This window comes from Leptolyngbya sp. AN10 (assembly GCF_050565645.1).
In the GTDB taxonomy this organism is placed as follows: domain Bacteria; phylum Cyanobacteriota; class Cyanobacteriia; order Leptolyngbyales; family Leptolyngbyaceae; genus Leptolyngbya.
Genome location: NZ_JBNXVP010000003.1, coordinates 341,266 through 358,998 on the forward strand (window position 1 = coordinate 341,266; position 17,733 = coordinate 358,998).

A 17,733-nucleotide genomic window follows, 5' to 3' on the forward strand; every position below is an offset into this window, starting at 1 on the left:
ATCGGCTAATAACCTCAGAAGCAGCATCAACCATGAATAAGAGGATGTTTGAGAAGTTATCGTTTATCGCATTCACCCGCCCGGAAATGAATCTCCGGGCTGATCGGGGGAAGCCCACTAAACTGGGCTAAGAACTCCGTATGACTCTCTTAGCCCGCTTCAGCGGGGTTTCCTCCATTAGCCCGGAGATTCATTTCCGGGCGAACTTGCAACGCAGCAAAGCCGCTTTTTATCCTTCTCAAACACCCTCTAAGCCTGAACCAATCACAAACAGCCAACTTGCGATCGAAATTCGTTTTTCCATAATGTGAAATGAATCCACTACAATTACAACTTAAGGAAAAGAAAAGATTTGGACTATCTGAATCTTGCGCGATCGTCAAATTCTTGCTGTCATTTTGAAAAATATGGCAAACTGCGCCCTCAACTCTAATTTGCTGATTCCAATCGTGTCGAGTGAATCGCTCGGCTGGAAGCCCTTGATCGTTGAAGAATTTCAGCAACCACCTGGAAGCATGGAAATTCCAAAAACTGATGCAGGTCATTTGATCGCGCTGTGCTTGTCTTCCCGTCCGTATCGCCTTCATCAAGTAATTGGCGATCGTCGTTATGTTGGACTTTATTCAAAAGGCGATATTTCAATTGCTCCGACTGATATTCCGGGTAGCTACTGTGCGGAAGGCGAAGATCATTATCTTGCAGTTCAAATTCCAGCAGAATTCCTCAAATCACTTGCCCAAGAGATCGAACTTGATTCTGATCAAATCGAGCTTGTGACCGAGTTTCAAGTTCGCGATCGACAATTAGAGCAAACATTAATGTTACTTCGAGCAGAACTGCATCAAGGTGGCGGCTCTCAATTGTATGTTGAATCGCTGGCGAATGTCTTAGCTGTGAATCTACTTCGGGAGTATTCGAGCATTCAGCCGCGAATTTCAGTGTATCAAGGGGGATTGAGCGATCGCAAAATTCTACAAATTTCAGACTATGTCCAGGCTCATCTAGATCAAGAGATCAAACTTGCTAACTTAGCGACTGTTGCTGGAATGAGTCAGTTTCACTTTAGCCGAATGTTCAAGCAATCGATGGGAATGACACCACATCAATACGTACTGCAACAAAGAGTAGAGCGGGCAAAACAGTTGTTAAAAGGAACGAAGATGTCGATCGCAGAAATCGCCTTACACTGTGGATTCAATAGCCAGAGTCATTTAGGGAAAGCTTTTCGAGATGCGATCGGCATGACTCCAAGCGGCTATCGAAAACATTGATCGCCTCAATCAAAGACACAGTATGATGGAATTCAGACATCGAAGGCATTTTGTATGATCTCAGATGAACTCGGAAGACAATTACACGATCGCTCTACTCGCGGTGAAATTCTGAGTGTGCTAGAAGAACAGCAGCTAAACGCTTGGTATGACTATCAAGACCAGATCGAGAGTAAGTTAATTTTGTCTTCATTTGTCCCCAGTCGGAATTTGTCAGAGCTGCAAACTCAGATTGATGATTCATTAAGACAGTTGGAAGCGGTTATCGATCGAATTCAGCAAGTTTCAGCCGAGAATACTGCACTGAAACAAGAAGTAGTGGAATTGCGGCAGCAGCTATCAATTCCCCGCTCTGCATGATTTCAGCAGAACTTCGAGAACAAGTTCGACAGCGAGCGAATTGCGCTTGTGAGTTTTGTGGCGTTTCAGAAACAGATATTGGAGCAAAACTGACGATCGATCATTTTCAACCGCAATCTAGAGAAGGTGCTGATACACTCAACAATCTGGTTTATGCGTGTGTATCGTGTAATCAGTACAAGCAGGATTATTGGGCTACAGATGAATCGTCACCTCGACTATGGAATCCGCGTGAAGAGACTTTTTCGGCACATTTTATTGAACTAGAGGACGGACAACTTTTTACATTAACGGAGACAGGCGAATTTACTTGCAAACGCCTTCGACTCAACCGTCCGCCTTTGGTGGCGCATCGATCGATGCGCCATCGCAAAATTGAGGAAACTCGATTGCTAGAACGCTATCGAAACTTGGTGATTCTTCTAACACAGTCAAATGATCAATTGGCTGATTTGGTGGCGGAGCAGCAAGAGCTTTTGAGAGAACAAAGAAATCTATTACAAGCTCTACTCAGGAAGCAAGATCAAAGATAAGTCATCTAAGGATACGAGTTATGAGCCTCTATTCTATTAATGAAGTCCCCTCTACTTCTTCGTTCTCTAAGCAATAGATCTCTCACAAAGGCTTTTCTTCATCTTGATGAGAAATCGTTGCACTCACCTCATCGACGAACTCGGTGACAGCTTGTACCAACGGTTTCGGTAGATGGTTGCGAAACCATCGATAAACATACAGTAACGTTAAACCATTCACTTTTTTCTCAGTAAACAGCTCTTCTTGTAATTCATTCAGATATTCTAAAGCGCGATTTTTTACCTCTTTTGGAGCTTCTGCAACCACTTGAGCGCGTAATTCGTTAAAGTCTTGCTGCAATGAACTGAGGTCCACTTGCTTAGTAGAAACTTCCGCGATCGAGGAAATGTACCCCGCATCCTGACTCACACTCGTAATTGGAATCACTTTTAGCTGATCTGCATATCGCTTCTCACGCTGAATCTGATCCAGCAATCGCTTCACGTGAGTGTTGTCAGGCTCCATCGCATAGGCTTCTTCTAATTGTGCGATCGCATCATCGTGTTCACCTAAGCTATGTAGCTCTTCTGCATGGTTATACAGAGCTTCGACATAGTTATCTCTCACTCGAACTGCATCGACTAGGTAAGCTCGTTTATAGTACTTCAGAGCTTGGGGAAACTGTCGCATTTCAGCTAAGCTATCTGCAAGTTCAAACAAGGCTTCAAAGTGGTTTGGATTGAGTCTGAGTGCTTCATTGAGTAAGCTGATCAACTTAGGCGTTGTCCCTCGAAGTCTAGCAACTCTGACTGTTTCGTATAAAGTCTGTGCTTTGAGATCAAGATCTTCGAGTTCCCTTAGTTCGCGGCGGATCGGATGCCGTTGAACGAGCCAGCGACGGACAAGCTCGATCGACACTCGATAGGTTGAAACACTGGGCGGAATTGACTCACGCCGCTCTCTCGGACGAATTCCAGAACGGTTTCCGGTGGTTCTGAGAAATCGCCAATCGACCAAATTATTTAGACCTTTGCGAATGGATTCTGTAAGTTCAACACCACATTCCCGCAATAGTTCTAAAGGTTCAACTTCGCTAAAATCTAAGCTTGAAAGTTCTGGATATTCGACCTGACGAGCACGAGGAACTTCAGCCGCAGCCGAGAAAACAACTCGCTCCGGAAGTGGGATTCCTTCCCAGAACCAGCCTAAACCCCCTTCACCAAGCTCGATCGCACGTTCTGTATTGGCTCTGACATCCGATCGCGTAATTCTCCAGCGGTCTTCATTCCGAGCATGCGTGAACAATGCAAAACAAATCACCTGTGTGAAATAAGGATGTCCTGCTGAGAGTTCGAGAATCGCATCGATCGCATCTAAGTCGTACTCTAACAATCCTTTTGCAGGAATGGTAATTAACTGTTCTGCACTTCGTCGATCGAGCAATCCGACTTCCTGATGCGGTGATTCCCGGAACAAGCTCAACATCACAGGCAAATCATCTAACTGCCTGCCCACAACTGGAATTAAATATAAATTCGGAGATTCATAAACTCCTGCTTGTAAGTACTTAAACAAATGTTCCGCAGCGTCATCAACTTCTTGATTGTGCAGTGAATCAAATTCGTCGAGCAGCAACACAATATTTTCGACTGCTAATTCTCTTCGCAAATCAGGAATGAACTTTCGCAAGAACAATCGAGGATCGTGCTGAAAATCCTTAATCGACGGCAATTTAATTCGAGCCTTGAGACAGTCATATTGTTGCAACGTATCTCGTGCTAATTCATACAGCACTTCACCGAGAGATTTCCGACTATCTCCTTCCAGCGACAAGGGCACAAAAGCGAAATTTTTCAGGTCAATCGATCGGGGAATTTGCGCCAAGACTGAGGATTTTCCAATCCGCCGTTGTCCGTGGAGCAGAATTACCTGTGATCCTTGAAGCAGACTGTCCGTAATGAACTCAAACAAGCGATCGCGTCCGAAAAAGCGATCGGGTTCCGTAATCGGACGACCAATAATATACGGATTTCTTCGTTGCTCGATCGAGTAACTCATAAAGCTAAGTGCTGAAACCGCTCAAACTAAACGAATCCAGTAGACAGTGCAGAAGTTAGTTTACCCAACCAAACCAAAATCGTCGGCACTTCTTCTTTGTGTTGCCATAGCCAGCGAATTGCGTCTGTCACCGTTTCCGCTTGCCGACGGCTCATCAAATTCAAGAAGGTGCGTTGCCTTGATTGAAGGCTTTCTTCATCACTGTTTTCAATTTCCTTAATGACCCACCACTCCATCAATGAGGACGCAAAGCGATAGTGCTTTTTACCCTCGCGTAATTGGCAGACGACAACCCCACGTTCTTCGAGATCCCTTAATTCTCGCTCTTTTTGGCTGAAAATAACATCCGTATCCCCAAGGTCATAACGTTTCTTCAGTAACCGTCCTTTGAGATGCGTCAGTGCCAAAAGCATCATCAGGGTTTGTTCGATGTCGTTGGAAAACGTCCAGTTATCCTCGAAATAATGCTCGGTTGCCCGTCGAAATTCCTCAGCAAAGGCATCGGGATCAGGGAGTCGATTGGCACGAAATTCGCGAAATAAAAGATAGCCCGCCACTTGCAGTAAAGCAGGACTGCCGCCCGCAATATCTCGAATGCCTTCTCGGAGGGATGGCGTAAGTGGCAATCCCCCTAGAAGCGCAGCAGCATCCGTCTCACTAAACGGTTTGAGTGGCTGAAAAAGGTAATGATTGTACCAGGGAGATTCGCCAGGTTTAAGTTTGATTCCAGCTTCATTCAAACGGCGAAGAGACGTAACGATGCTGGCAAAGTGTTGGCTTTCTTGGGAGTGAGAAGCGAGATTTCGACACTCGCTGAGAAAATTGGCGGCATCTTCTTCGGTATAGTCCGCGTTTGCCTGGAGTGCAACATCGTAATCATCGACGAGTAGGAGCAGGAATTTTTCTTTTTTGCCTAAGAGTCGGAGAATCGATCGAAGATTATCTTTGCTTGCAGTCAACCGCTCCAGATATTTCTCAACTTCTCGCTGAATTTCCGGTTCATCGGTCAGCGCATCTTTGAGCACGAGAAAAACCTCGTTCCAAAAATTCGCAGCGGTAAACGGGGTTACTCCAAGACAACTCAACAGTACAATCACAGCTTTGGCTGGATCGTGTCCGCGAAATTTCCAGGTTTGTGGAGCCGCGATCATTTGTAGAAACGACGTTTTCCCGATGCCAGAGCCGCCCCAAATCGCTAAATGTCCCCGACTGAAAATCTGATCGAATGCGGTTTCGATCTCGTTCGTTCGCCCGACAAAGAGCAGCGGCGAGACGGGTTTTCCAGGGACATAGGGATTTCTCAAGAACGGGGATTCGGTCATGGCAACTTAAATCACGATCGTACAAATTCGATCGTAGCCAGATTTTTCCAAATCGTTCAGGCTTTTCCAACTTCTACAAGAGTTCGATCGATGGTTGGAATTCCTGCCAAATCCAAGATTTCAGGAATCAAATCTTCGCGCTTGACCGCCATCATGTGCACGCCTTGACAAAGTTCTTTCGCCAATTTCACTTGTTCAGCCGCGATTTGGACTCCTTCTTGAAGGGGATCAGCCGCTTTTTCTAATCGATCGATAATATGCTCCGGAATGTTCACACCCGGAACCGCTCGATTGATAAACCGGGCATTCTTCGCGGATTTGAGCAGGAAAATTCCTGCCAGGATAGGCTTGCCATGATCGTTTGCAACCTGCGTCATGAACTTGTCTAAGCGCTCAAAATCCGTAATCAACTGACTCTGAAAGAATTGCGCTCCCGCTGCCACTTTTCGCTCAAATCGCTTCTGTAATCCTGACCAACTGCCACACTGCGGATCGACTGCGGCTCCGACAAATAGATCAGTTTCGCCATCGGTGAGCGTTTTATCATTCCAATCATTTCCGCCGTTCAGCTTTGCAATCATCTGCAACAGACGAACCGATTCAAGTTCAAACACTGCCTTTGCTTCAGGATGATCGCCAGCCTTAACCGGATCGCCTGTGAGCGCGAGAACGTTCCGAATTCCTAACGCATGAGCACCGAGGAGATCTGCTTGAAGCCCGATCGCATTTCGATCGCGACAGGCGACTTGATAAATCGGCTCAATCCCTTGCTGCAATAGTAGCGCCGCCGAAACCAGTGAAGACATCCGCATGACTGCCCGACTGCCATCGGTAATATTCACGCCGTGAACCCGTCCTCTTAGCAGGTGCGCCATTTGCAGCATGTGAGTCGGATCAGTCCCTTTCGGGGGCGCGACTTCTGCGGTGACGAGAAATTCGCCTCGTCTGGCGGCAGTCCGGAGGGCGGATAAAGGAGCGTGACCGAGGGGATTCGAGAATTGCGGATAGGTCATGAGCGATCGCACATTTAAGGACTTCTTGGTTTAGGGTATCGGGAAATGCGAAGAAAGTTGAAGTCACTTACCGAAACCTTTACAGAGAAAGCAGTAATTTCGCGCTCTGTAAGAAGGAATTCGTATTTCTACGGGTCGCTTCTAGGTGGGCAAGGTATAACCCATTGCTTTCTTCGCTTTGGTTAGGGTTCGATTCGCGACTTCGGAAGCTTTTTCTCGTCCCGATCGTAGAACCGATTCTAGATAACCCTGGTCGGCTCGAATCGCGTGATATTTTTCCTGGATCGGTTTGAGAGCCGCGATCGTCGTTTCTGTAAATAGCGGTTTGAACTGTCCCCAGCCCATATCCTGACATTCGGCAGCGACTTCATCTTTTGTTTTACCTGACAAAATCATATAAAGCGTCAGTAGATTGGTACATTCTGGACGTTCGGGATCGCCAAATGTTAAGCCCCGAATTGGATCAGTCTTACAACGCTTGATTTTGTTCTGAATCACATCAGGCGGATCGAGCAGATTGATCCGGCTCAGTTCAGAGGGATCAGATTTCGACATTTTCTTCGTGCCGTCCGTCAAACTCATGACTCGTGCGCCATCTGGGGGAATCAGCGCATCAGGACGTTTGAGAACTGGAGCATCGGGAGTCGTGAATTTGAAATTAAAGCGATCGACAATATCGCGAGTCAGTTCTAAATGTTGCCGCTGATCTTCGCCCACGGGAACTTTATCAGGTTCATACAGCAAAATATCTGCTGCCATCAGTACCGGATAAGTGAGCAATCCAGTTCCAACATCCTGACCTTGTTTGACCCGTTTTTCCTTGAACTGAATCATGTCTTCGAGCCAGTTCAGCGGCGTGATGCAATTCAGCAACCAGGTAAATTCTGTGTGTGCTGGAACGTGAGATTGTACAAAAATCGTCGTATGTTCCAAATCCAGTCCACAAGCGAGATAGAGCGCAGCGACTTCATACGTATTTTCGGCTAAGGTTGTGCGATCGTGCGGAACAGTAATCGCGTGGAGGTCAGCCAAAAAGAAATAGTTTTCGTACTGGCTCTGTCCATCGACCCAGTTGCGAATGGCTCCCAAATAGTTGCCGAGATGAAGATTTCCGGTGGTTTGAACGCCAGAAAGAACTCGCTGCTTAGTCATACCGTTTTGTGAATCGCCTGTGATTTTCTCTTTTGCCCATCATAGATGAGGAGGCGACTATCTCCGCCCGATTTGCTTAAAGAAGTTCTGCACAAGAGCACGAAATCCAGGAAGGAGCGGCGAGGTGATTTCGTCTTGAGCTTTGTAAGTTGCTACTCGTTTAAGGGTCACATTTTCGCGGCGATAGACTTCGACTTGCTGAAGTTCGCGGCTGACAATCCAATATTCTTCAACGCCTTGAGAGGAATAGAGTTTGAGTTTTGCTTCTCGATCGCGTCTTTCGTTCGTCGTACCCGGTGACAAGACTTCGATGATTAATTCTGGTGAAGCAGTGAAATGTCCAGCTTCGTCGATGATTTGATTTAAGCGATCGACACTCACCCAAACGAGATCTGGAATCACACTATCCGCTTCACTAAAAATCACGCCAGGAGTCGGGAACGCTTCGCCTAATCCAGTTTCATCTGACCAATCTTGCAATTCGTTACAGATGTTCCGAATCACAGATTGATGTCTAATATGTGGCGCTCTCGTCACAAATAATTCTCCATCTATGATTTCATAGCGCTTCCATTCGTCGTTAGAAAGAAGTTCGAGGTCGGCTGTCGTCCAGCGGATTCGCTCAGGCAGAGTTTGACTCATGACAATTTTCCGCAGCTTTTATCTTTCAATTTTCGCGCACTTTTACTCAATGAAGCCGATTACACGCACTTTTGGATTTGGAAGATGGGTGTATTGTTTTGATTTTTCCTCGATTTCGTGCAGTTGACCGAGAGCGAGTCCACAAGGTCTACCGTATTTGGCTTCAACTCGATCGCTGGCAATTTTCAAAGCCGTTCTCGATCGCTCTACAAAGTCGTCTAACTCGTAGTCAGTATTCGGGCTGAAGTACTCTTTTACAATTAGGGAAGGCGAATAGCACGAGTCTTGTGCGCCATCAGACCAGCGGATTTGGAAACGAATTTCAGGCATAGAGCAAGGTTTGATAATGGTGGATATGTTGTTTAGCAGAAGTTTCCCAACTGTATCGGGAAAGAATTGATTGACTTTGCTGATGGAGCGAATCGGCAAACTGAAACACGGAACACATGGCTTGGGCAATTCCATCGACTGAGTAAGGATCAACAAAGAGCGCTTGTTGATTGTTCAAAAACTCAGTAAATGGCGCTTGATTAGAAGTAATCACAGGCAATCCGCTTGCGATCGCTTCGAGAATCACTAAGCCCCATCCTTCTTTGATCGATGGAAAGACAAACGCATCTGCACTTCGATACAGGGCGGGAAGTTCTGCATCAGGAAGAATTCCAGGCAAAATCAGTGCATTTTCTAAGTTTAAGGTTTTAGCGATCGTAAAAAACTCTTCTCGATACGATTGATAATCGAACAATGTTGCGCCACCTGCAATAATCAATCGTGCATTCGGAAATCGATCGCGAACTTGGTGGAACGCTTGCAATAATCGAATTGAATTTTTACGCGGTTCGATGCCGCCAATCGTGAGGTAAAGTGGCGAACCCTCGAAGTTCAAAGATGAGCCATTGGATGAAAATCGGTTCAAATTTACGCCGTTGATCACTCGTGGCGCAGTGATTTGGTAGTGTTGTTGTAGCTCGGATTGGACTTGGTTGCTCACACAGAGACAGAGAGAAGCTTCACGAATCGATCGATCTTGGCAGTGTTGTAGATAGATGCTGCTGTAGTCTTCGATGTGGTGAACGGTTCGGACGAAGTGTGGAATTTTTCCTTGCTTTAATAATGCTAGTAAGGCATTGGCGGCAATACAGTCTTGTGCGTGGTAACAGTCAAAAAAATCGTAAAGCTCTAGATAGTTAACAAGTTCTTGTATGCGTTGATGGATCAATTGATCCATCTCATTAGAGGCAGGTTTTGCAGGAACTAACTCGACTTGACAAGACAACGGATAATCGAAGCCTTTTCCATCTTTGTCGAGTGCAAATACGGTGACTGAATGCCCTAGATGATGAATGGCTTCTGCGAGTTCTAAAGTATGAATTACGCTACCTCGTGGTTTTGTAGAGTAGGTTAACAGCGCAATTTTCATTTTGAAAAGCCTGTAAGTTTCTGCTCAGACAAATCCCAAAAATCGATCGAGGTTCCATTCGATCGCAATTCCAATTTCGATCCTGCTTCGATTGTTCCAACGACCTCACAAACGAGATCTTGCTGCCGAAAATGTGCCTGAACCATCTCTGCATTATCAGGATATACACTCAGCAAAAAACCGTAACTTGGGAAGCTAACAAGCCATCGATCGAGCGTTAAACTATCCGGACAAGGAACGCGATCAAGATCCAAAACCGCGCCACAATTCGAGGCTTCTAGCAACATCAACAAGGTTCCAATAATGCCGCCATTGCTAATATCTTTCCCTGCATTGCACAATCCTGATGCTGCTAAAGTTGGCAAGATCGATAAGTTCGATCGTAGCTGAATCGGATTAGCTTTCGTCGCAGCATTCCAGAATGGATACTTTGGATGTGGTTCTCCCCGAAAATCAGTTGCAATTAACAACAAATCTCCAGGTTGAGCATCAAAGCTAGTAATTAAGTGCTTCGATCGACCTAGAATCGCCACCGAAAGCGCCGTATAAGAACTATGACAATTTGTATGACCGCCCACGATCGGAACATTGTATGCGGCGGATGCAGCTTTCATTCCCTCCCATAGTAAATTAACTTGTGAATCGACTGCTTGATTAGACTTGCTCCAGAGCGTATCGACAACCGCGATCGGTGTTCCACCCATCGCATAGACATCACTGACATTCACCATGATTGCAGACCATCCTGCAAACCAAGGCTCCTCTTCGACAAACTTCGGTAACATTCCTTCGGCAGCAAACAGTAGATAACCATCTCGATCGGGAATTGCTGCACAATCATCACCCAATCGCACTCCAGTGTTACTCAAATTCAAAGCGTGAGCCGCTGTTTGAATGTCTTGTTTCTGGAGTAAACTGAGCGATCGCTGAAGTTGTTCAGCCAATTCCGATAACATTACGATGCCTCTTTCAATTGCAACATAGGACGCGGCTCAGTTCCAGGTGGATAAAAGTTCAAATCCGCTTCCATTCGATGATGAGGTCGATCGCAGATAATTAGTTCTTCCTGAGATTCCCAGTGAAGCCGCTGAAAGAATCGCACGTTTTGAAGTTGAACGGTTGCAAGAAAGCGATCGCATCCCCAAGTATTTGCTGTTGTGACCGCTTTGTAGATTAGTCCTTTACCAATCTGCCAACCCTTACGATAGTCTGCATGAGTTCCCAAACGTCCACCGTACCAGATTCGTGGCTGGAGTTCATAGATTCTGACTACACCCACTACTTTGGATTCGTGCAGTGCAATGATCGGATAGGCAATGTTATCGATCTCATCTACATCATTTTCAAAGAGTTGTTGTTCCTCCGTGAAGATCGATCGACGTAATTCAAAATACGCCTCGATTTCAGACTGAGACTTTGCAAGCTTGAACTGATAAGACATAGATTACGATTCAAAATTTGACAGTGCTGAACAAGCTCCACATTTTGCACACCCCGCTTTGATCTCAGTCGAAGATAAATTCGATCGCTTAATCATGGTTCCAACTTGTTCATACAGCGCAAACATAAACTCACTGGTTGGTGCTGGATAGCCTTCAAGCGGTGTTCCAGTAATTGGCACAAACGGCACAACAAACGGATACACCCCTAAATTGATTAAGCGATCGCACATTTCTACTAGCGTTTCTAAACTGTCCCCTAGCCCTGCAAGTAAATAAGTACTCACCTGACCCCAACCAAACACTTTCACAGCCGCTTCAAATGCCTGATAGTAATAGTCCAACGGCACAGAAGCTTTTCCTGGCATAATTCGCGATCGCACTTCTGGATCTGCCGCTTCTAAGTGCATTCCCAAACTATCAACACCCGCGACTTTCATGCGATCGAACCAGATAAAATCATCCGGTGGCTCACATTGCGCTTGAATCGGTAAGTCTACTCTCGCCTTGATCGCCGCTGCACATTCGGTCAGATATGCTGCACCTCGATCGCTGGTGTTTGGTGTTCCTGTGGTCATGACCATGTGTTTAACACCATCTAATCGCACCGCAGCCTCAGCCACTTCCGCGAGTTGAGCAGGTGTCTTTCTGGCGATCGTCTTACCCGCAGAAAGGGATTGTCCGATCGCACAAAATTGACAAGCTGTTTCCGCATCACTGTAGCGCATACAGGTTTGTAGAACAGTCGTTGCTAACACATCGCGACTGTGCAGGAGAGCAATTTTCCAGTAAGGAACACCTTCTGTCGTGGTCAAATTGTAGAACTTCGGTTGCTGAGGAAAGCTAATCGGAGTAAGTGGCTCTCCACGGAGTTCTAGAACTTGAGCAGTTTGATCAATGCCATAGGGTGAAGTGGCTGCTGGAGTGTTAAAGACAGGAACCATAATCGTTGTGCCCTCGATCGTGATTGCCTTATGGTCTGACGGTCCTGCGCCTCCTTTGCGTCCAGTCGCACCAATGCTTGGATCAACTAGCTTTAATCCTTGAGATTGCAGATCCGTGATGAGCTGTTGTTTGTTCATATTAAGGATCAGGAATAAGGATTGACATTTGTTCTGACGATCGCACCTCGATCTCTTCTTTCAAAACCGTTTGCGGCTCAAAATTTGCCTTTAGCTGAAGTAGCTCAGGGCGGGAATAGTGCCCGACTGAATCCATCATCCGCTTGCGTTTGGTGATTAAAGAGAAATCGAGATCTGCGATCGCAATTCCCTCTCCTTCAGTAATCGGAGAACAAAGATGATTGCCTTCAGGACTAATAATGGCGGTATTACAACCTCCACTTAGCACTTTCTGAAGCTTCTCATCAGGCGTAATCTGAGCAACTTGCTCTGGAGATAGCCAACCCGTCGCATTCACCACAAAGCACCCTGCTTCTAAAGCATGATGACGAATGGTAACTTCGATTTGATCAGTGAAAATCTGACCGACCATTGAACCGGGAAACTGAGAACAGTGAATCTGCTCATGTTGTGCCATCAATGCAAACCGAGCGAGTGGATTGTAATGCTCCCAGCAAGCTAATGCGCCGACTCTTCCGACAGCAGTATCGATCGCTCTCAACCCCGAACCGTCTCCCTGCCCCCAAACCATACGCTCATGGTAAGTTGGCGTAATTTTCCGACGCTTCAGCAACAATGTGCCATCCGCGTCGTACACAAGCTGCGTGTTATAGAGCGATCCATTGTCTCGCTCATTCACACCCACTACGACAACAACGCCATACGATCGAGCAGCACGACTAATCGCATCCGTGACTGGACTGGGAACCGTTACCGCTTCCTCGTACAGCCGCATGTGCTCCTTACCCATCAACACCGGAGGCTGAATAAAAGAGAAGTAAGGATAGTACGGAATAAACGTTTCAGGAAAGACGACTAATTGCGCTCCTTCCTTGGCAGCAGACGCGATCGCATCTAATACTTTTTCCGTAGTTCCATCCCGACTAAACAGGACGGGGCTAAGTTGTACCGCCGCTGCTCGAACAATATTGGCATCTGTCATTGTGGTTTAAAGTGTCCAAGTGTCGAGGATAAATGCGCCATCTTTACGGTGCATCAACACCAAATCCAAAACATCTAATGGATTGATTGGACGAATTCCAGGAGTCAGTGAGGGTTCACCATGTCCGTAGAGAGCTTGCAGGGCGAATCGGCAGGCATACACTTTTCCACCTTCCGCCATGAACTTACTAAGCTGATCATTAAAGTTCTGATGTCCAGGGAAAGCAGAATCACCGAGCTTCGGAAATCCGCGCTGTACGCCGAGTGTGACACCAGGACCATATAGCAAAATTGAAGTCTCAAAGCCTTTCCGCAACAGGCGAGTGGCTTGGAGTAAGTTCACAAAACCGATCGAGCCTTCAAACGCGACCGTATGAAACGTAACTAAAGCTTTTTCACCTGGCTCAGCTTTGACATCTGGAAACACTTTCTCTTCGTAATCAACGAAAAAGTCTCCAACTTGATGGGCAGGAGCAGTAATCTCAGGCATGACGCTCTCCTCTGGTGAGTTTGCTGCTCAGATTAGTTGGGATTGCAGCAAAGCTTTTGTAGTGTCGGATACAGTTTTTTTAGGTCTAACAATAGTGTTAGGAAGCACGATCGATTCTGGTAATTCTATCTAAGAATCATAAAGTTACCTATTGAAATCGATAGGCTATGATCCCAATAGAAATTCATTGACCACGCTCCAAGCGCTATCTTGAGAAACTTTCTTTCTAGCAGAGATATAGTCTGCTAGATATTGAGCATCTCTAGCAATTCCAGAAAAGCGACCCGATCCCCAGGTGTAGAGCCAAGGTAAACCTAGAAAATACAATCCCCAAACGGGAGTTACACCGCGTTCATGTCCGGGATAGCCTTTCCCATCAAAGACAGGAACTTCGATCCAGCGGAAATCGGATTGATAGCCTGTACACCAAACAATTGCTTCAATGTTCTGATAATCAAGCGATCGAGGTTCTCCAATCGGCTCCCAAACCGGATGATACGGCGGTTCTATTGGCGCTTCGATCTGATTCTGTTCGATGAATGTATCAATCGTTTTCTTAATGCTTTCAGAAACGGCATCGGCGTGATCTAAGTTCTGTTTGAGATTGTTCTCAAACTCGATCGATGTTCCTTTCACACTTTTTACTCTGCCATAAAGCTGCATTCCTTCTAGTGCAAAGTGGCGCAAATCAATCTCTCGTCCACCATCGCGACCGGTGACATAGTGATTGGCTTTGCTCCTCACCGTTTCTTTCTGAGGATGATCCTCGATCGATAAATCATAGTAGCCCATCTGATCCAACCAATCGACTACATCTTTGCCCCGGTAGCGTCTCGGTGTTCGTGGAGCACTGCCAACAGATAAATGTACAGTCTTTCCAGCAAGATGCAAATCTTCTGCAATTTGACAGCCGGATTGTCCCGTTCCGATTACCAGAACATTGTTCGGCAAAGACTCTGGATTCTTGTACTCAGACGAATGAATTTGCTGAATCCTGTCAGGAAACCGCTCTAAAAGACTAGGAATTCTTGGTAGATGATAGCTTCCCGCAGCAATGACGACTTGATCTGCTGTGAACAATCCGATCGTGGTTGTCAGTTCAAAGCGATCGTCGTGTTGTCGAACTTTGAGAACTTCCACACCTTCACGGATTGGAGGATCAAAAGAGGCTGCATAGCTTTTGATGTAATCGACGATCGCATCTTTTTCCATGAATCCATGCGGCTCACGTCCTGGGTACGGATAGCCCGGAAGCTGACACTGCCAATTTGGAGTCACCAGGCAAAACGTATCCCAGCGTTTTTCTTTCCAGGAATAAGCGATCGTATGTTTTTCAAAGATCAGATGATCAATCCCTTTTTCTTTGAGACAGTAGCTCATTGATAAGCCAGATTGACCACCACCAACAATAATGACCGGGTAATGAGTTTGCATTGTAAAAATCCGTAACACTGATTGCAGCGTAACCGGGAATGAATGTGTGCTGTTGTAATTCTTACTACCGAGCTTCTCAATTAGCAAGTACACAAGCAGCAAAAACGACCCCTGATTTTGCTTCTACCGAACGGATGATGCATCGGGAAAGCGTTGCGGATAGGCTACGTATGCGTCAAATTTAGCCCCTATCTTTCAGACGCAATATAGAAGTTTTTACGATCGTTTCTCAGCCAAAAAATTCCTAGAGAATCTATTATGTGTGCTCTGCCCTGTTCTCTCTCAAGTAAGAAAGTTTTAGTGACTGGAGCAAGTGGTTTTATTGGTCGTTCTCTTTGTCAACGACTTTGTCATCATCAAGCTCAAGTCTTTGGCGTGTCAAGGTTTCCACAGGAATCGACTGGCGCAGTTCGATGGATGCAGGCAGATGTCACAAGCTTAGAAGAGATGCAGCGAATTATCGCTCAAGTGAAGCCTGATATTCTGTTTCATTTAGCGGCGGATTCGTCTGCTTCTCGCAGTTTAGAGGCGGTTCGATCGACGTTACAAGGCAATTTGGTCAGTACTGTTAATTTGCTGACTCTGATGGCTGAAATGGGTGGGCGAGTGGTCTTAGCAGGATCGCTTGAAGAACCGGATCAAGGAGAATTCCCGATCGCATCTTCTCCGTATGCGGCAGCAAAATGGGCAAGTTCAGTCTATGCCCAAATGTTTCAAGAGTTGTATCAATTGTCGATCGTCAGAGCGCGATTGTTTATGGTCTATGGTCCTGGACAGATGAACTTTAAGAAGCTGATTCCGTATGTGACATCAGCTTTATTGAATGGGGAAGCGCCGCAGTTATCTAGCGGGCAACGGTTAATTGATTGGATCTACATAGATGATGTGGTGGATGGATTGATCGCGGCTGCACAATCTTCAGAAGATGGATTGTTTGAATTTGGTTCTGGAACACTCACTTCAATTACTGAGGTAGTTCACCAGTTGAATCGAATGATTAATCCGAGCATTCAACCGATGTTTGGGGCATTGTCCGATCGACCAATGGAACAAGTCAGAGTCGCGAATCTTGCGGCTTCAATGTCAAAGCTCAATTGGAGACCCAAGGTTTCTCTAGAAGAAGGATTAGCGCGAACTGTCGAATGGTATAGACATTACCATCAAGCCACACTGCGATCGTGCGCCTAAGAGGGTGTTTGAAAAGTATAAAAAGCGGCTTTGCTGCGTTGCCAGTCCGCCCGGAGATCAATCTCCGGGCTAATGGAGGAAACCCCGCTGAAGCAGGCTAAGAGCGTAATACGGAGTTCTTAGCCCAGTTCAGTGGGCTTCCCCTGATTAGCCCGGAGATTCATGTCCGGGCGGGTGAATGCGATAAACGATCACTTCTCAAACACCCTCTAAATCCAACCTTGCACGATCGCAGAATAAATCGCTTGATATCGCGTTCGAGCCTTTAATTTGCTCATCACATTGTTCAAGTGAAATTTAACTGTACTTTCACTAATGATTAATTGATCTGCAATGTCTCGATCGCGAAATCCTTGCGTTAACAATCGTAGAATTTCAGTTTCTCGCTCAGATAACACTGAGGATTCGTGCATCGAGACTTTCAGCAAAATTTGAATTGCATTACGATCGGGACTCGGTTGGATTTGTAGCGCATTCGGAAACATACGATCGCACAATTGTTTGAGTTCATCTAAAGAATCAATCCTGGGTGCGATCGCATCTAAAGAGACAAAATCATCTCCATACATCAACTTCCCGTAAGTACAGTTGATCGTTTCTAACATCTCAGCCACTTTCAGAAAGCCATACACGATCGAAGGGGAAAGCGGTTTCTCTGTTCCGACTAGCGTAAATCGCGCCTGTTTTAACACTGCGACTAATTGATCAGATAACATCCATTCGCTAAATCGCGGTTGTGGAGTTGAGGACTGTTGTTGCTGATGTTTGATAGCTGTATCTAATGCGATCGTAACAATCGTGCATAACGTTTGCAGCACTTCAAGGAAAGCAGGCTCTAAAGGGCGACAGCTAAACATCACCAACACACCCAAAACGCGATCGTTCGCGATCAATGGATAGCCCGCAAATCCGCAGATGTTATTCTCGATCGCCCAGTCTCGATCGCCCACCCACGATTCCGCAGGCAGATTATTGCTCAAAAACGACACCCGATTCAGCGCAATTTTCCCCACTTTGTAAGCACCCAGCGGCACTCGTCCAAACTTACCATCGGTTCGAGTGGATAAGCCCGAAGATGCCACCAATTTCAGTACAGACTGATCCGGTTCTAACAGCCACAATCGTGACATTGCACCCGAAAATTTCTCCACTAAACCAGAAGTCACCGATCGCGCAATCTCTTCTGGCACAAGACAGCCCGAAAAGCCTTGAGCAATCTCATTGACCTGCTGGAGATCAAATAAAATTCGATTCGGATCGGCAGTAAACTCAGCCATAGACCCTCTCGATTTCAGTAGCGTGACTCACCGTAGCGTGATTTCCGAACCAAAACTGATCCTTTGCGAACGATTTTAAACAGGATTAACA

At 46.1% G+C, this 17,733-nt stretch carries 18 protein-coding genes; 4 read left to right on the forward strand and 14 right to left on the reverse strand.

Going from position 1 to position 17,733, the window contains the following annotated elements; genetic code table 11:
• Window positions 1-368 precede the first annotated feature (368 nt).
• Genes ACQ4M5_RS06330 through ACQ4M5_RS06340 form a run of 3 tightly spaced genes read left to right on the forward strand, consistent with a single transcriptional unit; the run spans window position 369 to window position 2,164 of the window.
• The gene (locus ACQ4M5_RS06330; RefSeq protein WP_430674769.1) at window positions 369-1,271 is read left to right on the forward strand and encodes a helix-turn-helix domain-containing protein; all 903 of its coding nucleotides are present in this window, start codon (window positions 369-371) and stop codon (window positions 1,269-1,271) included.
• A gap of 54 nt (window positions 1,272-1,325) precedes the next feature.
• On the forward strand, window positions 1,326-1,631 hold the full coding sequence (locus ACQ4M5_RS06335) for a hypothetical protein (protein WP_430674770.1): 306 nt from the start codon (window positions 1,326-1,328) through the stop codon (window positions 1,629-1,631).
• Entirely contained in the window at window positions 1,628-2,164 is a 537-nt protein-coding gene (locus ACQ4M5_RS06340; protein WP_430674771.1) for an HNH endonuclease, read from the forward strand. Before ACQ4M5_RS06335 ends, ACQ4M5_RS06340 begins: the two co-directional genes overlap by 4 nt.
• A gap of 82 nt (window positions 2,165-2,246) precedes the next feature.
• Here ACQ4M5_RS06340 and ACQ4M5_RS06345 read toward each other — a convergent pair whose 3' ends face one another.
• The 13 genes from ACQ4M5_RS06345 to ACQ4M5_RS06405 all read right to left on the reverse strand — a co-directional run bounded on the left by ACQ4M5_RS06345 (window position 2,247) and on the right by ACQ4M5_RS06405 (window position 15,177).
• Complete coding sequence (locus ACQ4M5_RS06345) at window positions 2,247-4,202, reverse strand: tetratricopeptide repeat protein (RefSeq protein WP_430674772.1); 1,956 nt, start codon at window positions 4,200-4,202, stop codon at window positions 2,247-2,249.
• A 26-nt stretch (window positions 4,203-4,228) separates the two neighbouring features.
• Window positions 4,229-5,524, reverse strand: coding sequence for an ATP-binding protein (locus ACQ4M5_RS06350; protein ID WP_430674773.1), 1,296 nt, complete (start codon window positions 5,522-5,524; stop codon window positions 4,229-4,231).
• A gap of 56 nt (window positions 5,525-5,580) precedes the next feature.
• The gene (locus ACQ4M5_RS06355) at window positions 5,581-6,537 is read right to left on the reverse strand and encodes a methylenetetrahydrofolate reductase (RefSeq protein ID WP_430674774.1); all 957 of its coding nucleotides are present in this window, start codon (window positions 6,535-6,537) and stop codon (window positions 5,581-5,583) included.
• A 141-nt stretch (window positions 6,538-6,678) separates the two neighbouring features.
• Window positions 6,679-7,689 (reverse strand): tryptophan--tRNA ligase, encoded by a 1,011-nt coding sequence (trpS, locus tag ACQ4M5_RS06360; protein WP_430674775.1) that lies wholly within the window; start codon window positions 7,687-7,689, stop codon window positions 6,679-6,681.
• A gap of 57 nt (window positions 7,690-7,746) precedes the next feature.
• The gene (locus tag ACQ4M5_RS06365) at window positions 7,747-8,331 is read right to left on the reverse strand and encodes a Uma2 family endonuclease (protein WP_430674776.1); all 585 of its coding nucleotides are present in this window, start codon (window positions 8,329-8,331) and stop codon (window positions 7,747-7,749) included.
• A 42-nt stretch (window positions 8,332-8,373) separates the two neighbouring features.
• On the reverse strand, window positions 8,374-8,661 hold the full coding sequence (locus ACQ4M5_RS06370; protein WP_430674777.1) for an MSMEG_0570 family nitrogen starvation response protein: 288 nt from the start codon (window positions 8,659-8,661) through the stop codon (window positions 8,374-8,376).
• Window positions 8,654-9,751, reverse strand: a complete 1,098-nt coding sequence (locus ACQ4M5_RS06375; protein ID WP_430674778.1) for an MSMEG_0565 family glycosyltransferase — start codon at window positions 9,749-9,751, stop codon at window positions 8,654-8,656. Before ACQ4M5_RS06375 ends, ACQ4M5_RS06370 begins: the two co-directional genes overlap by 8 nt.
• Window positions 9,748-10,707, reverse strand: a complete 960-nt coding sequence (locus tag ACQ4M5_RS06380) for a sll0787 family AIR synthase-like protein (protein WP_430674779.1) — start codon at window positions 10,705-10,707, stop codon at window positions 9,748-9,750. The genes ACQ4M5_RS06375 and ACQ4M5_RS06380 overlap by 4 nt, the downstream gene beginning before the upstream one ends.
• On the reverse strand, window positions 10,707-11,192 hold the full coding sequence (locus tag ACQ4M5_RS06385; protein ID WP_430674780.1) for an MSMEG_0567/Sll0786 family nitrogen starvation N-acetyltransferase: 486 nt from the start codon (window positions 11,190-11,192) through the stop codon (window positions 10,707-10,709). Before ACQ4M5_RS06385 ends, ACQ4M5_RS06380 begins: the two co-directional genes overlap by 1 nt.
• Window positions 11,193-11,195: 3 nt before the next feature.
• A complete protein-coding gene (locus ACQ4M5_RS06390; protein ID WP_430674781.1) occupies window positions 11,196-12,272 on the reverse strand; it encodes an MSMEG_0568 family radical SAM protein in 1,077 nt (358 codons plus the stop codon).
• Window position 12,273: 1 nt separating this feature from the next.
• Window positions 12,274-13,254, reverse strand: coding sequence for a Nit6803 family nitrilase (locus tag ACQ4M5_RS06395; RefSeq protein ID WP_430674782.1), 981 nt, complete (start codon window positions 13,252-13,254; stop codon window positions 12,274-12,276).
• A gap of 6 nt (window positions 13,255-13,260) precedes the next feature.
• Complete coding sequence (locus ACQ4M5_RS06400; protein WP_430674783.1) at window positions 13,261-13,743, reverse strand: MSMEG_0572/Sll0783 family nitrogen starvation response protein; 483 nt, start codon at window positions 13,741-13,743, stop codon at window positions 13,261-13,263.
• A 165-nt stretch (window positions 13,744-13,908) separates the two neighbouring features.
• Window positions 13,909-15,177, reverse strand: a complete 1,269-nt coding sequence (locus ACQ4M5_RS06405) for an MSMEG_0569 family flavin-dependent oxidoreductase (protein ID WP_430674784.1) — start codon at window positions 15,175-15,177, stop codon at window positions 13,909-13,911.
• A gap of 258 nt (window positions 15,178-15,435) precedes the next feature.
• Here ACQ4M5_RS06405 and ACQ4M5_RS06410 point away from each other — a divergent pair, with 258 nt between their 5' ends.
• Window positions 15,436-16,365, forward strand: a complete 930-nt coding sequence (locus tag ACQ4M5_RS06410) for an NAD-dependent epimerase/dehydratase family protein (protein ID WP_430674785.1) — start codon at window positions 15,436-15,438, stop codon at window positions 16,363-16,365.
• A gap of 209 nt (window positions 16,366-16,574) precedes the next feature.
• Here ACQ4M5_RS06410 and ACQ4M5_RS06415 read toward each other — a convergent pair whose 3' ends face one another.
• On the reverse strand, window positions 16,575-17,642 hold the full coding sequence (locus tag ACQ4M5_RS06415; protein ID WP_430674786.1) for a LuxR C-terminal-related transcriptional regulator: 1,068 nt from the start codon (window positions 17,640-17,642) through the stop codon (window positions 16,575-16,577).
• Window positions 17,643-17,733: the final 91 nt, after the last annotated feature.

Excerpts from the sequence above, each read along its gene's own strand:
- ACQ4M5_RS06410 (WP_430674785.1), top strand. The coding sequence starts at position 15,436 with ATGTGTGCTCTGCCCTGTTCTCTCTCAAGTAAGAAAGTTTTAGTGACT.
- ACQ4M5_RS06415 (WP_430674786.1), bottom strand. The coding sequence starts at position 17,642 with ATGGCTGAGTTTACTGCCGATCCGAATCGAATTTTATTTGATCTCCAG.
- ACQ4M5_RS06340 (WP_430674771.1), top strand. The coding sequence starts at position 1,628 with ATGATTTCAGCAGAACTTCGAGAACAAGTTCGACAGCGAGCGAATTGC.
- ACQ4M5_RS06385 (WP_430674780.1), bottom strand. The coding sequence starts at position 11,192 with ATGTCTTATCAGTTCAAGCTTGCAAAGTCTCAGTCTGAAATCGAGGCG.
- trpS (WP_430674775.1), bottom strand. The coding sequence starts at position 7,689 with ATGACTAAGCAGCGAGTTCTTTCTGGCGTTCAAACCACCGGAAATCTT.
- ACQ4M5_RS06390 (WP_430674781.1), bottom strand. The coding sequence starts at position 12,272 with ATGAACAAACAACAGCTCATCACGGATCTGCAATCTCAAGGATTAAAG.
- ACQ4M5_RS06405 (WP_430674784.1), bottom strand. The coding sequence starts at position 15,177 with ATGCAAACTCATTACCCGGTCATTATTGTTGGTGGTGGTCAATCTGGC.
- ACQ4M5_RS06365 (WP_430674776.1), bottom strand. The coding sequence starts at position 8,331 with ATGAGTCAAACTCTGCCTGAGCGAATCCGCTGGACGACAGCCGACCTC.
- ACQ4M5_RS06335 (WP_430674770.1), top strand. The coding sequence starts at position 1,326 with ATGATCTCAGATGAACTCGGAAGACAATTACACGATCGCTCTACTCGC.
- ACQ4M5_RS06395 (WP_430674782.1), bottom strand. The coding sequence starts at position 13,254 with ATGACAGATGCCAATATTGTTCGAGCAGCGGCGGTACAACTTAGCCCC.
- ACQ4M5_RS06350 (WP_430674773.1), bottom strand. The coding sequence starts at position 5,524 with ATGACCGAATCCCCGTTCTTGAGAAATCCCTATGTCCCTGGAAAACCC.
- ACQ4M5_RS06345 (WP_430674772.1), bottom strand. The coding sequence starts at position 4,202 with ATGAGTTACTCGATCGAGCAACGAAGAAATCCGTATATTATTGGTCGT.
- ACQ4M5_RS06355 (WP_430674774.1), bottom strand. The coding sequence starts at position 6,537 with ATGACCTATCCGCAATTCTCGAATCCCCTCGGTCACGCTCCTTTATCC.
- ACQ4M5_RS06400 (WP_430674783.1), bottom strand. The coding sequence starts at position 13,743 with ATGCCTGAGATTACTGCTCCTGCCCATCAAGTTGGAGACTTTTTCGTT.
- ACQ4M5_RS06370 (WP_430674777.1), bottom strand. The coding sequence starts at position 8,661 with ATGCCTGAAATTCGTTTCCAAATCCGCTGGTCTGATGGCGCACAAGAC.
- ACQ4M5_RS06375 (WP_430674778.1), bottom strand. The coding sequence starts at position 9,751 with ATGAAAATTGCGCTGTTAACCTACTCTACAAAACCACGAGGTAGCGTA.
- ACQ4M5_RS06380 (WP_430674779.1), bottom strand. The coding sequence starts at position 10,707 with ATGTTATCGGAATTGGCTGAACAACTTCAGCGATCGCTCAGTTTACTC.